Raw genomic sequence first — 12,875 nt, 5'->3', positions numbered from 1 at the left:
GCCCATGCTCGGGTCCGACCGGCGGTCCGGCATCCGCAGCGCCATGGCCGGCGGCAGCGTCCTGGCCGGCCCGCGGACCGCGACACCGGGCCGCCGTCAGGCCGACGGCAGGGCCGAATGCCACGTCGCGGGGGCGGTGGGCGCCGCTTCGCACGCGCTTGACGGCGGCCATGGCGGCCGGGACCGGCGGGCGGGCAGCTTGCAGCCGCCGACGGCGGACGCGCAGTAGCGGGGGCTGACGGCGGCTGTGGCAGCCGTAGCGGGTACCGCCGCCCGGGGACGGCGGTCTCGGCGGAGGACTGCCTTTCGGGTTTTCGGGCCCGTTTCCCGGTCACGGGAAGTTCACCGACGACCGATCCGACGGGGGAGTGGTCAAGCCCGAGCGCCGCAACACTGCGGACGTGCTCCACCGGCAGCGCGACGGGTCGGCGACGGTAGAGGTGCGCGCCCGCTACGTACGCGAAGGACGAGGCCGTGACCGGGAAGCGTTCTGCGCGGGCGCAGGACGGTGCAGGAGCCGGGTTCCGTCCTGGTTCGCGAGGCGAGGACGCGGCTGCGCGGTGCAGAGGGCGGACGCGAGCCGTCCCCGGCGCCCGAAGGACGCCGGGGACGGCTCGGTGCGGGACCGTACTCAGGCGGCGGGGGCCTTCTGGGCGTTGAGCACGGCGACCAGGGCGGTGCTCAGGTCGGTCACGACCATGGTGGCCTTGGCCTTGGCGTCGGCCGTGGGGGCGCCCTTCTCCGCGACCCTCAGCAGGCCGTCGACCGAGCCTTTGAGCTTGTCGATCGCGGCGGAAGCCTGCTCGACACGGGCGGACTTGGGAGCGACGGCTGGAAGCACGGTGGGCGGCGTGGCGGGCTGGGCGGCGGGGGGCTTCGCGGCCGGGTCGGCGGGCGTGGCGGGCTCTGCGGCCGGGGGCTTCGCGGCCGGAGGCTGGGCCACCGGAGGCTGGGCGGCGGGAGGCTTGGCCACCGGGTCGGCCGGCTTCGCGGGCTCCGCGACGGGAGGCTTGGCCACCGGGTCGGCCGGCTTCGCGGGCTCCGCGACGGGAGGCTTGGCCACGGGGTCGGCCGGCTTCGCGGGCTTCGCGACGGGAGGCTTGGCCACGGGGTCGGCCGGCTTCGCGGGCTCCGCGACGGGAGGCTTGGCCACGGGGTCGGCCGGCTTCGCGACCGGGGGCTCGGCGGCCGGGTCGGCCGGCGGGTTCGCGGGCTTCGCCGGGGTGTTGACGACAGGCTTCGCCGGAGCCTGCGCGGCGGGGACGGACTTCTTCAGGTCCGCGAACGCAGGCTCGATCTTCGCCTTGACTGCGGCCAGTTCGTCCGCCGACACCTTCCCGTCCGGCGACTTCAGCACCGCCGAGAGCAGATCCGTGACGGGCTCCAGCATCCCTGCGGCAGCGCCGAGCGACTGAACTTGTGCGAGCAGCGCGTCACTGCCGGGGACGGCCTGTCCCGTGACGCTGACGGGCGGCTGCTCGGGACCGCGGGCGACTGCCGCGATACCCGGTGACGCGGTGAGCAGGGTCACGCAGAGGGCGGCGGGAACGGAATAGCGGGTCATGCGGTGCAACGGCTCGCTCCTGTTCGGTGATGACGGTGTGCTGCGGCCGGAGTCGGCCCGGGGCGGGTGGATGCCCCTCACCACTCACCGCCATCCCGTCACGCGCCGCAATCGGAGCCTCCCTCCCGCCCCTGGCGACACGCCGGTCAACCGCCCGGTATACCGCCTTGACCAGCGATTATGACTTCACCCCAGCGCACTGGCCCGCCTCGGCTACCGTGACATGGAGTGACCGGTGATTCCGGGCATACGGTTCCGTGTCCGGGCCCACTCACCCGGCTCCGGTCGCAGGCCGACGCGACGGGCGCGATCATCCGACAGGACAGCGCGGGAGCTCGGCAGTTCGAACCGTGCTGGACGAGGTCCGCGTGCCCCGCAGGGGGCCGGCCCCCCAGACGCCCGTCCCGACCGCCTAGGTCCGTCCTTGATGCCGCAGACGAGGCCTCGCCGGTACGCAACGACATCCGGGACGTCGAGCACGCCCTGTGCGTGGCCACCGGCACAGCGGACGTCCACGCCGCGTTGATGGCCGTCCGGCACCACCTGCCCGGCACGGGCCCTCTCGACGACTCCGTACTCGACTCCCGCTGATCCTGCTGCCGCGGGATCCGTCTGCCCGGGTGCCGTCACTTCACGGCCGCCCTCCGGATGGGACACTCCTGCACCCGGCTCTTCGAACGGCCCGAGCACGCCCGGCGGGGAGGAACACCTGATGTCACGCCACTCTCCGCCGCAGCACACAGAGGACGGACGCTACGTCGTCGTCAACGGCAGGCGCTGGCGGGCCACCGACCCGGAGCTGCCCCCCGATGTGGCCGGGCGCCTGCGCGCCCACCTGATGGAGGCCCGGCGCGCCGTCGGTGCCGCCCTGCGGACCCACGACGAGCAAGCCGAGAGCGCGGCCAGGAAGCGCGTCCAGACCGCCAAGGTCGCCCTCGGTGAACGCGGCGCCCCGTGGTGGGACCAGACCAGTGCCCAACGGCGGACACGGTGGCTGAACGGACTGGCGGCCTTGGACGCTGATACAGGGCAACTCCATGACCCCAAGGCGCCGTGACGCGCAGCCAGGCCCGGGTCTTCGTAGCCGACGGCACCTCCGGAACATGCGACAACGGCGAAGTACCCATCGAAGGCGCCGACGGGCCGGGTGACCTGACGGCTGGGCCACCCCGTGCGCCAGGCCCGCCGAAGCCGGGCACGGGAGGGTCCCGCTGACCGCGCTGTGAGCGGGGAACGTGCGCAACTGCCTGAACCCACCTCGGCCGGCAGCGTCCGCTGCCGGGGCACGGCACCCCGGCCCCGCAGCCGACGGCCTTCCGCCGACGTACAGGCGGCGTACAGGTGAACGCGCACCGCCACGTCCGGATGAGTGCGCACCGTGGTCACTGCCCTGAGAGGCTGTGGCCGGAAGTATTCCGTCGTCGTGCCGGGACCGCCGGAAGGCGACCGGCAGCGGTCCGCTTCCGCCGATCCGTATCGGCGGCCGGAGCGGCAGCCGGTTTCGCGCTCCGTACCTCCGGTTCCGTGACGCGTGGGTCGGGGAGACGGGCCGGGAGCGGTGGCCGGATCACGGTCGGTCATCGAGCGGTCGGCGCCGGCCGACGTACGGGAGGTGTCGCTGTGCCGACTGCCGAGCCGCGATCCGTCATGTCGTTACTGCCGGTCATCTTGGGGCTCTCCCTCGCCTTCACGATCACGGCCGTCGACCCGCTGGTCCTCAGCCTGAACATGCCGCAGATCAGCCGGGCGCTCCACGTGCCGCCCGACGTCGTCGGGTTCCTGGGAGGCGCGGCGACACTGGTCGTGGCCGCCGCCGTGCTCGCGGTGGGCAGCCTCGGGGACGCCTTCGGGCTCAAGCGGCTGCTGATGGTGGGGCTGGTCGGTGACATCGTCGTCAACCTGCTCTCCGCGCTCTCCCCCGGCTACAGGTTCCTGCTGGTGATGCGCCTCCTGGACGGCCTGGCGCTGGCCGCGATGCTCGGAGTGTCGCTGGCCCTGCTCAAGACGTCGGTGCCGGAGGAGAGGCGGCCGGCGGCCATCGGCATCTTCATGGCCATCGAAATGGTGCTGTGCGGGGTGACGCCCTTGGCCGGGGGCTGGGTGGTGGAGGCCGTCGGCTGGCGGTGGCTGTTCCTGCTGGCCCCCCTGCTGTCGCTGATCGCGCTCGTGCTGACGGCCCGGTACGTCGTCGAACCCCCCGTCCTGGAGCGTCGGCGAGTCGACGCGGTCGGCGTCAGCCTGGTCGGCGTCACCCTGCTGACCCTCGTCCACGGCATCGCGGAGGCGGAGAACGGGATCTCCCAGATCCAGGCCTGGCTGCCGTTGCTGATCAGCGTGGTCGCCGGCGTGCTGTTCGTGCTCCGCGAGCGCCGGACACCGGAACCGGTCCTGGACCTGTCCCTCTTCCGCAGCGGCCCTTTCACCGTGGCCGCGCTGGCCAGCCTGACGCTGAACTTCCTTGTCGCCGGGTTCAGTTTCGTCCTGGGGCAGTTCGGCAGCGTGATCCTGGCGCTGCCCCCGCGTACGATCGGTCTGCTGTACCTGCCCGGCACGCTGGCGATCGCGGGAGCGGTCATCCTCGCCGGGCGGCTGATCGGGAAGTACACCCCCCGGCCGGTCCTCATCACCGGTCTGCTGGTGCTGGTCGCGAGCGGGCTGCTGATGGGGGTCACCGCCACGCCCACGATGGCGCTGTGGCTGCTCGTACTGGCCACGTGGCTCGCCAACCTCGGATCGCTGGTGACCTCCGCGGCGGTGGCCGAGACCATCCTCTCGCACGCACCGCCCGGGAAGTCCGGCGCCGTGGCCTCCGTCCAGCCGGCGTTCGGCATGACGGGATACGCGCTCGGCCCCGCCGTCTACCTCCTGCTGCTCAATCTGTTCTTCCAACGGCAGTGGCTCGATGACGCCGACGCGCGCGGCATGTCGGTGACCGAGGCCGATCAGGCCGTGGACGCGACACGAAGCGCGATGGCGCACAGTCCGGGCACCGCCGGATACGACCCGAACCTGCTCCGGCAGTCCGGACTGGACCTCGGACTGGACTTCACCAACGGCCTGAGGCTCACCATGCTGGTCGTGAGCCTCCTGCCCCTCGCCCTGGCCGTGGCGGCGTACGTGCTCATGCCCCGTCGGCCCCGGACCACACCGCAGAACGGACCGGAGTAACGGATCGGACGGCTGCTTTCCAGCAGGCCTCCGAACGGGGGACTGACAGGCGTCCGGCCGGTCCTGCTGGGGCTGCGGGGGCGGATGCAGGGGGTAAGAATGGAAAAAGGGGATGAAGGGGGGACGTTACGAGCGGAGGTGCCCATGGCTGACAACGAGACTCTCGTCCGCGATCTCTTCCGGGCGTGGAACGACCGGGACTACGACGCCATCGCCGGGGCAGTCGCTCCGGACTGCACTTTGATCGACAAGGGCAGCGGGAGAAAGCTGGAGGGCCCGGAGGGGTTCACCTGGCTCGCCAAGACCCTGTTCAACGCGATGCCCGACGGCACGTTCGCCCTCGACCGCGTCACGTCCCAGGGGGACACGGTGGTCGTCGAGTACACGGGCAGCGGGACGCAGACCGGGGACCTGGCCCTGCATGTGGGCACCGTGCCCGCCACTGGACGTCACGTCACGCTCCACGCGTGCGACATCTACGAGGTCAAGGACGGCAAGATCCAGGAGGGCCGGGCCTATCTGGACACCGGCGCGATCATGAGCCAGCTCGGCCTGACCGAGCAGTTGCGGGCCTGACCGGGCAGTTGCGGGCCTGACCGCGAGGGCGCGGCTCGAGCGCGCAGACGGCCGAGCAGTCAGGCAGAAGCAGAACTCGGCCCGGAAGCACGGCAGGTCCGCCAATGCCCCTTGCCGGGCACCATGATGCAGCAGACTCATCCTCACGGCCTTCGCGCTGGACGTGTGTGTTCCTTGGTCGGAGCACATGTTCAGACGAAGGCCGCTTCCGCGTACGGCGGATACCGGACGGGTGATCAAGTACGAGGTGTCGTTCGGCGGCACACGTCAGAGATCTCGTCCTCCGTGCACACCAGGGCCGGCCTCGTCGGGAGCCGTGAAGTCCGCACGGGGCCCGACGCGTGGGTGGCGATGCCGCTCCTCCGGGGTGCGCTGGGACACCGCACCGGACGACGAACTCCCGATCCCGCCCGCCGCGGCGCTGCGTCCGCACCTGGCCGAGGCGCTCAGGCCCGCCCCGGCCGCCCGCACCCCGGCCGCCCGCACCCCGGCCGCCCGCACCCAGGCCGCCGCACCCCGGCTGCCTCATGACGGTTCAGCGCGGACGGCCGGTGTCGTGGGGCTGTCCTTCGGCGAATACGCCGTGCTGCAGGATTCCCTGGATGAACTCGGGCGCCTGCCGTGCTCCCATGTGGCCCTCCAGGGTCAGCTCCCAGGCCGTCTCGGCAATGCTGCAGAACGTGGACGCGAGCCAGGGAGCTGGCATGTCCGTCCGCATGAGGCCGGCTTTCTGGGCGCGCTCGACGAAGGAGACCGTTCGGCGGAAGACGACCGATGCGCGATCGCTGGCCTGGTCGGCACCGAACACTTCCGGCTCCACGTAGACCAGGTTCCACAACTGGGCGAAGGGGCGGTAGTCGCCGATCAGCTCATCGAGTGTGCGGGAGGTCGGGGCCGCCTCCTCCTCCGTTCGGGAAAGGACCCGTTCGCAGTCGTCGAGGATCTTGTCGGCCACGGCCTGGAGGAGGTCCTGGCGGGTGGGGAAGAGCCTCACCAGGGTGGCGCGGCTGATCCCTGCTCGCGTGGCGACGGTCTGCATGGACGCTGCGCGATCTTTCGACAGGAGCGGAATGGCCGATTCCAGGACCTCTGCCGCATCGGTACGCATATCCGACTGAAACCTCCATGCCTCTGTTGACACACCGCTGTTTCAAATTATGCTCTGCAGTGTCATCGTCATTGTACTGAACGGAGGGGGTGTCACCCATGCCTCCATCCCGCATCGCCGGAGGTCAAGCGCCGCCGCCCCCGCCTGAATCGGTCCATCGCCCGGCCTCCCGCTGCCGCGGCATGTCCATGCGGGGCCGTGTGCGCGAGCGGACGCACGAACCCCCCCGCTCGGAGGAACAGGCATCCCGCGTCGGGGCGCGCCGGCCCCTCGCGCCGCCCGCGTGACCGCAACCAGACCATGGCTCCGCCTCCTGATCCGCCATGCCCTCATCCAGAACGCAGATCGGCACAAACATGACTATTCACCGTCGACGGTTCCTCATGAGCGTCGGTCTCGGCCTGCCCGCCGCGGGCCTGCTCGCCGCCTGCCAGGCAGACGACCTGGAAGCCGCCAACGCGTCCTCCTCCACGCAGCGTCCAGGAGTCATCGTCATCGGCGCAGGCGTCAGCGGCCTGGCCGCAGCCCGCCACCTCGTCGACGAGGGAGAGAACGTCCTCGTGCTGGAGGCCAGAGACCGCATCGGCGGCCGCATCTGGACCAGCGGCAACTGGAACGGCGCGCCGGTCGACCTCGGCGCCTCCTGGATCCACGGCATCGACAAGAACCCCATCACCGACCTCGCCGCGAAAGCCAAGGCCAAGACAGTGGTGACCGACCTGGAGAGCACCACCGAATACCTCCCCGACGGCCATGAAGCCGAAGGCGCCCAGGCCCAGGCCCTGACCCGCTGGCGCGAGCAGACCGCCGACGCCCTCACCCGTTACCAGGACGGACAGGACCGCGACGCAGCCATGCGCGGCGTCGTCGAACGCGCCCTGCGCTTCCCCACGCTGCCCGACGGCGACAAAGCCATGGTCAACAACGCGCTCAACGACTACGAGCACGAGTACTCCGGCAGCGTCTCGCAGATGTCCACCCTGTACTTCGACAGCGACGCCGCCCTCAAGGGCCACGACGTCCTCTTCCCCAAGGGATACGGACAGATCACCGACTACCTGGCCCGCGGCCTCACCATCCGGCTCGGCCACCGGGTCGAGAACATCGACTGGAACTCCCGCGGTGTCACCGTCCATACGGACAAGGGCGTTTTCCAGGCCGACCAGGTCGTCGTCACCCTGCCCCTGGGCGTCCTGCAGAGCGGCACCGTCACCTTCGGCCCCGGCCTCCCCGCGGCCAAGCGCACCGCCATCGACAGCCTCGGCATGGGCGTCCTCAACAAGTGCTACCTGAAGTTCCCCACGAAGTTCTGGCCCGACACCGACTGGCTGAACTACGTACCGCCCCTCGACAAGTACGGCCAGTGGGCCCAGTGGATCAACATCACCCGCGCCAACGGAGAACCGGTACTCCTCGGATTCAACGCCGCGGACTTCGGCCGCACCATCGAAGGCTGGGACGACTCGAAGATCATCGCGAGCGCCATGCAGACCCTGAAGACCGTCTTCGGCCAGGACATCCCCGAACCGGTCAGCCATCAGATCACGCGCTGGGCCTCCGACCCCTACGCCCGCGGCTCCTACTCCTACTACAAGGTCGGATCCACCCCCGCGATGCGCGACCAGCTCGCCTCCCGCATCGGCGACCGCGTCCATTTCGCAGGCGAGGCGACCAGCCGCAACTCCTCGGCCACAGTCCACGGCGCCTACCTCTCGGGCATCAGGGCCGCCAAGGAGGCCCTCAGCTGACACGCGCCAGGCCGCCGTCCCCGCCGCGAACCCCGGCGGGGACAGAGCCAGGACCGCGCACCATCCGTTCGGCAACAAGGCGCGAGGCCGTCGGCCTCTCCGTGCACCAGCCGTTCCACCACGCCCGCCCGGGCCCCGCCCCTGCCCGATCCGGCCCGCGTCCCTCCAAGGCGACGCCCCCGCACCGCACAGCCTGCTTTCACGCACGGAGCCACCATGAACACCCAGCTGCCCACCGCCCAGTCCCAGGCCCTCCAGCCCCTGACCCAAGGCGACCCCCGCCAGATCGGCAGCTACCGGCTCTCTGCCCGTCTCGGCGCCGGCGGCATGGGTTTCGTCTACCTGGCGCACACCCCGGGCGGACGCCCGGTCGCGCTCAAAGTGATCCGTCCCGAACTGGCCACCGATCCCGAATTCCGCCACCGCTTCGCCCAGGAGGTCGCCAGCGCCCGACGGATCCACGGCCTCTACACCGCACAGGTCATCGACGCCGGCCCCGCCGACCCCACTCCCTGGCTCGCCACCACCTTCGTATCCGGCCCCTCCCTCCAGCACGTCATCCACCATTACGGGCTCCTGCCCGAACGAACCGCGCTGCTCCTCCTGGTCGGCATCGCCGAAGCGCTCCAAGCCATCCACGCCGCCGGAGTGGTCCATCGCGACCTCAAGCCGGCCAACGTCCTCATCGCGCCCGACGGCCCCAAAGTCATCGACTTCGGCATAGCCCGAGCAGCCGACGCCGTCGCACTCACCGGTACCGGACTGCGCATCGGATCACCCGGCTTCATGGCACCCGAGCAGATCCTGGGCCGACCCGCCACACCCGCAACCGACGTGTTCGCCCTCGGCGCCCTCATCACCCACACGGCCACCGGCAGGGCCCCCTTCGGCGACGGACCCGAACACGCCGCCCTCTACCGGGCCGTCCACGAGCAGCCCAACCTCACCGGCCTCTCCAGCACCCTGCACGACCTGGTCAGCCGGTGCCTGGCCAAGGACCCCGCCGAACGCCCCAGCACCGAGTGGGTCATCGAAACAGCACGCAACCACGCTGCCGCCGACGGCGCACCCCTGAGCTTCACCGACGGATGGCTTCCAGCACACATCAGTGCCGACATCAGCCGCCACACCGCATCCACACATCCCCCCGCGACTGAACCGGACCCGGCGGCAGGCCTTGCCGGCGCCCCCACCCCACTTCCCGCACCACCCCAGCCGTCCGCCCCCAGCAGGCGAAGACGCCCCGCCCGCCAGGCCACCACCCGTCGCACCGCCTTCCTCGCGGCACTTGCCCTTCTCGGAGGCGTCCTTCTCCTCTACGCCCTCCCCGACAACGCCGAGAGCACCGAAGAGGGGCCCGATGCCGCCCTCCCCACCACCCTGCAGCCCTCCGCGGCAAGTGCCACCGCCGCACCCCCCACCGGCAGCCCTCACCCGAAGCCGGACGACTACACCGTCCAGTACACCGACCGCGAACTGACCTCACCCGACTCCGACTACGAAATCGACCTCAGCGGCGGACGGGTCACCCGCGAAACCCCCGACTGGTACCTGGGACGCGAAGCCGGCGAGTTCTACGTTCCCAACGACAGCATCACCTACATCCCGCCCACTGGAACCCTCACCCTCGCCGACTGCCTCACCGGCCTCGACACCCAGCCCGCCTCGGCCCTCCCCTTCACCACACTCCGGACCAACAGCACCTTCTGCATCCGCGCCTACGGAAACCGCGACATCGCCGTCGTCCGAATCCTCAACAACGCCTCCAACGACGGACCCATCAAAGTCGCGATCACCCACTACCGCCGCACCGCATAGGTGGGGGTGAGTCCTGGCGGTGGTCCACCCGACCTCTAACCGGATGACTCATCCGCTTGTGTGCTACCGTCCGAACAAACGGATGAACTATCCGAATGTCTGGGTGGAGGGGCACATGACGAAGACAGCCGTGGTCACGGCGGGGACGGCCGGCATCGGACTGGAGACGGCCCTGGGACTGGCCGACGCCGGGTTCTCGGTCACCGTGGTCGGACGCAACGCCGACCGCGGTGCCCGGGCGGTCGACCGCATCAACGCAACGAACCCCACGCATCCCGGACGGTTCCTGCCCGCCGACCTCGGCTCGCTCGACCAGGTGCGCGCGCTCGCCGACCGGATCGCCGCTGAGCACGCCGCCTCCGGCGACCCGCTGACCGTGCTGGTCAACAACGTCGGGGCGATGTTCCCGCAGCGACAGACCCTGGACGGCATCGAGGCGTCGTTCGTCGTCAACCACCTCTCGCCGTACCTGCTGACGGAACTGCTGCTGCCCACGCTGACAGGCGAGGCGCCGAGCAGGATCGTGAACGTGACCTCGGGCGCGGTCGGGCTCGCGAAGAGGGCCTTCGACGCCGTCGAGCCGCCCGGCGGCTACTACGGCTTCCACTGGTACGGCCGCGCCAAGCTCGCCAACCTCGCCTACACGCTCGACCTGGCGAACCGGCTGAAGGGCACGGCCGCCTCCGTCTTCGCCGCCGACCCGGGAGGCGCCGCGACCGACATGACCAAGGGCACCATGACCGACCCGAAGGTGGTCTCTCCGGCCCTTCGGCTGCTGTGGCCGCTGGTGCGCCGCACGTTCGAACGCTCCACCTCGGGTCCGGCGTCCGCGGCTGCCCGGTCCTCGATCGTCGCCGCCACCGACGAAGCCCTCGCGGGCCGGACCGGTATCGTCATCGGGGCCCAGGCGCACCCGGTGACGCCGCTGCGCGCAGCGACCGACCTCCGCATCGCCCGGGACGTGCGTCGGCTCAGTGAACGGTACGCACCTCTCACCCTCACCTGACCCGCCAGACGGTGCGGGTGCTGTCGGCGGCCCCATCCGGATGGAGAATCCGGTTAGCATGTCCCCATGACGATGCCCCTGCGCAAGGACGCGGCCCGCAACCGGGACCGGATCGTCGCGGTCGCCCGCGCTCTGGTCGACCAGGGCACATCCCTGCAGCTGAACGACGTCGCCGGCCGCGCCGGACTCGGAGTCGGTACCGTCTACCGGCACTTCGCCACCCCCGAGGCGCTACTGGAGACCGTCGCCCTCCCCTGCCTGGAAGCCCTGGCCGACCACGGCCGGCAGGCTCTGACCGGCACCGACCCCTGGCGCGCCTTGGACGGCTTCCTGTTCCGCACCGTCGAAGCGCAGGTCACCGACGCGTCCCTCGCCCCGGTCGCCGCGGCGGCTACCGACGCCCTGCCGCGCACCACGGAACTCAAAGAGACGCTTCGGTCGGTCGGCACCGCACTCCTCGGCAGGGCTCGCGATGCCGGAGCGGTCCGACGCGACCTGGCCGACACCGACCTCGTCCCGCTCATGTGCGGCATCGCCTACGCCGTCAACGTCCACGGCGGCACACCCGCCGACCGGATCGACACCGCACACCGCTACCTGGCCACACTCCTCGAAGGCCTGCACGCCACGCCACTGCACGCGTGAGAGCACCGCCCGCGCGGTGGACCAGGGCGTTTTCCGCCACCCGCTCAGCTGTCCGACTCATGCACACCCGCTCTGACGGCCGTCACGAACCGGTGTGGCCGGGCCGCCACGCATTTCGGGCCCGGGCCGGGCGCGCCGGGCGCGGCGTCACCGTTCCCCCAGGTGGCAGCCGGGCGCGATCTCGCCGCCCTTCACGCCGTCCTCCCGCTCCTCTCCCCGTACGGTGAGGATGCTGTCGTCCCTCTTTTCGAACGACTTCACCTCGACCGTCCTGAGGATGGCGCGGTCGACGTTCCGGGGCCAGCAGGTCCGCCCGTTGACCTGCGCTCCCGCGTACTTGTCCGCCGTCGTGCCGTTGACCGCCGCGTGGGTCAGGTTCGCACTCTGGAGCAGGGCGCCCCTCAGATCGGTCGTGTTGAAGCTGGCTGCCTCCAGATCGGCTCCGACCAGGTTGGCCTCTTGCAGGTTCGCTCCGTCGAACACGGCACCTTTGAGGATGGCGTCCCGGAACTGGACACCGTGGAGGTCGACATCGGTGAAGTCGGCGTCCCGCAGCTCCTTCCCGCTGAAGTTGATGCCGCGGATGTCGCGGTCACCGGGGGTGAAGCCGGGAATGCTGGCGGCGGACTCGACGTCCGCCCTCCAGGTCGCGTACTTCGTGCTCGCGTCGAAGGACATCTGCAGGTTCAACGTGGCGAGGCCCACCGAAAGCCCGGTGATGAGGCCTCCGCCGAGTGCCGACAGGACCCCGATCCTGGATCCCTGCTCCCTCTGGTGGATCGCGAGTCTCCACGCGTCGACCGCGAAGAGGCAGCCGAGCACGAGGAGCGTGGCGACGAGGAGCCACTGCCATGGGCCGGAGGCAGTCACGTCGACCTCCTATTGTCCGCAGCGTATGGAAGAGGCCCGTCCCGACCGTGGTCATCCCTGATTCCGGCATACTTCCGGCGGCCGTTGATCGCAACTGGGACGGGCCGTCGCCACCGGGGTGCGGCGGACGCCGATCCGCTTGCCACGGAGCCATGTCCACAGGTGGGGACGTCGTAGGCCTGGTCGGCGTGCAGACGCTGCTCCCGCCGGACTACCAGCGCGTCCTCGCCGCCGTACAGCAGGCCGCCGGACCTGACCGGGCGTTTCGGAACGACTCCGCAGCGCGGCTGGCTCGCGAGGCCCTCTGGTGCTGCGGATCACGCAGCGGCAGAGTGTGCCTGACCGGTCGTCAACGACTCGTCATACTACGGA

12 protein-coding genes are annotated in these 12,875 nt (G+C 70.7%); 9 read left to right on the top strand and 3 right to left on the bottom strand.

Annotated elements, in window-relative coordinates:
* Positions 1-4: 4 nt before the first annotated feature.
* Complete coding sequence (locus ACFY15_RS16065; protein WP_390825647.1) at positions 5-229, top strand: hypothetical protein; 225 nt, start codon at positions 5-7, stop codon at positions 227-229.
* A gap of 402 nt (positions 230-631) precedes the next feature.
* Here the strand turns inward: ACFY15_RS16065 and ACFY15_RS16060 are convergent, their stop codons facing one another.
* The gene (locus ACFY15_RS16060; protein WP_390825646.1) at positions 632-1,564 is read right to left on the bottom strand and encodes a hypothetical protein; all 933 of its coding nucleotides are present in this window, start codon (positions 1,562-1,564) and stop codon (positions 632-634) included.
* Positions 1,565-1,792: 228 nt separating this feature from the next.
* On the opposite strand from ACFY15_RS16060, the gene ACFY15_RS16055 reads away from it, so the two are divergent.
* From ACFY15_RS16055 to ACFY15_RS16040, 4 genes are all read left to right on the top strand, one after another.
* Positions 1,793-2,155 (top strand): DUF5133 domain-containing protein, encoded by a 363-nt coding sequence (locus tag ACFY15_RS16055; protein WP_390825645.1) that lies wholly within the window; start codon positions 1,793-1,795, stop codon positions 2,153-2,155.
* 121 nt (positions 2,156-2,276) lie between these two features.
* Complete coding sequence (locus tag ACFY15_RS16050) at positions 2,277-2,621, top strand: hypothetical protein (protein ID WP_390688285.1); 345 nt, start codon at positions 2,277-2,279, stop codon at positions 2,619-2,621.
* A 590-nt stretch (positions 2,622-3,211) separates the two neighbouring features.
* Positions 3,212-4,732 (top strand): MFS transporter, encoded by a 1,521-nt coding sequence (locus ACFY15_RS16045; protein ID WP_390688284.1) that lies wholly within the window; start codon positions 3,212-3,214, stop codon positions 4,730-4,732.
* Positions 4,733-4,876: 144 nt separating this feature from the next.
* The gene (locus tag ACFY15_RS16040) at positions 4,877-5,308 is read left to right on the top strand and encodes an ester cyclase (RefSeq protein ID WP_390688283.1); all 432 of its coding nucleotides are present in this window, start codon (positions 4,877-4,879) and stop codon (positions 5,306-5,308) included.
* Positions 5,309-5,843: 535 nt separating this feature from the next.
* On the opposite strand, the gene ACFY15_RS16035 is transcribed toward ACFY15_RS16040, so the two are convergent.
* A complete protein-coding gene (locus tag ACFY15_RS16035) occupies positions 5,844-6,416 on the bottom strand; it encodes a TetR/AcrR family transcriptional regulator (protein ID WP_390825644.1) in 573 nt (190 codons plus the stop codon).
* Positions 6,417-6,799: 383 nt separating this feature from the next.
* Between ACFY15_RS16035 and ACFY15_RS16030 the strand changes: the two genes are divergently transcribed.
* From ACFY15_RS16030 to ACFY15_RS16015, 4 genes are all read left to right on the top strand, one after another.
* A complete protein-coding gene (locus ACFY15_RS16030) occupies positions 6,800-8,164 on the top strand; it encodes a flavin monoamine oxidase family protein (protein WP_390825643.1) in 1,365 nt (454 codons plus the stop codon).
* A gap of 216 nt (positions 8,165-8,380) precedes the next feature.
* Positions 8,381-9,982 carry a serine/threonine-protein kinase gene (locus ACFY15_RS16025; RefSeq protein ID WP_390825642.1) on the top strand — a complete coding sequence of 534 codons (1,602 nt, stop codon included), beginning with the start codon at positions 8,381-8,383 and terminating at the stop codon, positions 9,980-9,982.
* A 115-nt stretch (positions 9,983-10,097) separates the two neighbouring features.
* Positions 10,098-10,988: an SDR family NAD(P)-dependent oxidoreductase gene (locus ACFY15_RS16020; RefSeq protein WP_390825641.1), complete on the top strand. Its 891-nt coding sequence runs from the start codon at positions 10,098-10,100 to the stop codon at positions 10,986-10,988.
* A 66-nt stretch (positions 10,989-11,054) separates the two neighbouring features.
* On the top strand, positions 11,055-11,633 hold the full coding sequence (locus tag ACFY15_RS16015) for a TetR/AcrR family transcriptional regulator (protein WP_390825640.1): 579 nt from the start codon (positions 11,055-11,057) through the stop codon (positions 11,631-11,633).
* Between the two features lie 147 nt (positions 11,634-11,780).
* On the opposite strand, the gene ACFY15_RS16010 is transcribed toward ACFY15_RS16015, so the two are convergent.
* Positions 11,781-12,503 (bottom strand): pentapeptide repeat-containing protein, encoded by a 723-nt coding sequence (locus tag ACFY15_RS16010; RefSeq protein WP_390825639.1) that lies wholly within the window; start codon positions 12,501-12,503, stop codon positions 11,781-11,783.
* Positions 12,504-12,875 lie beyond the last annotated feature (372 nt).

Source organism: Streptomyces sp. NPDC001373 (assembly GCF_042895815.1).
Lineage (GTDB): Bacteria > Actinomycetota > Actinomycetes > Streptomycetales > Streptomycetaceae > Streptomyces.
Note: the sequence above shows the minus strand (reverse complement) of the source record. Positions and strands in the feature narration are given on the sequence as shown.

What these genes read in the sequence shown, in the direction of transcription:
- ACFY15_RS16040 (WP_390688283.1), top strand. Translation starts at nt 4,877, where the DNA reads ATGGCTGACAACGAGACTCTCGTCCGCGATCTCTTCCGGGCGTGGAAC.
- ACFY15_RS16045 (WP_390688284.1), top strand. Translation starts at nt 3,212, where the DNA reads ATGTCGTTACTGCCGGTCATCTTGGGGCTCTCCCTCGCCTTCACGATC.
- ACFY15_RS16060 (WP_390825646.1), bottom strand. Translation starts at nt 1,564, where the DNA reads ATGACCCGCTATTCCGTTCCCGCCGCCCTCTGCGTGACCCTGCTCACC.
- ACFY15_RS16025 (WP_390825642.1), top strand. Translation starts at nt 8,381, where the DNA reads ATGAACACCCAGCTGCCCACCGCCCAGTCCCAGGCCCTCCAGCCCCTG.
- ACFY15_RS16030 (WP_390825643.1), top strand. Translation starts at nt 6,800, where the DNA reads ATGAGCGTCGGTCTCGGCCTGCCCGCCGCGGGCCTGCTCGCCGCCTGC.
- ACFY15_RS16050 (WP_390688285.1), top strand. Translation starts at nt 2,277, where the DNA reads ATGTCACGCCACTCTCCGCCGCAGCACACAGAGGACGGACGCTACGTC.
- ACFY15_RS16065 (WP_390825647.1), top strand. Translation starts at nt 5, where the DNA reads ATGCTCGGGTCCGACCGGCGGTCCGGCATCCGCAGCGCCATGGCCGGC.
- ACFY15_RS16020 (WP_390825641.1), top strand. Translation starts at nt 10,098, where the DNA reads ATGACGAAGACAGCCGTGGTCACGGCGGGGACGGCCGGCATCGGACTG.
- ACFY15_RS16015 (WP_390825640.1), top strand. Translation starts at nt 11,055, where the DNA reads ATGACGATGCCCCTGCGCAAGGACGCGGCCCGCAACCGGGACCGGATC.
- ACFY15_RS16035 (WP_390825644.1), bottom strand. Translation starts at nt 6,416, where the DNA reads ATGCGTACCGATGCGGCAGAGGTCCTGGAATCGGCCATTCCGCTCCTG.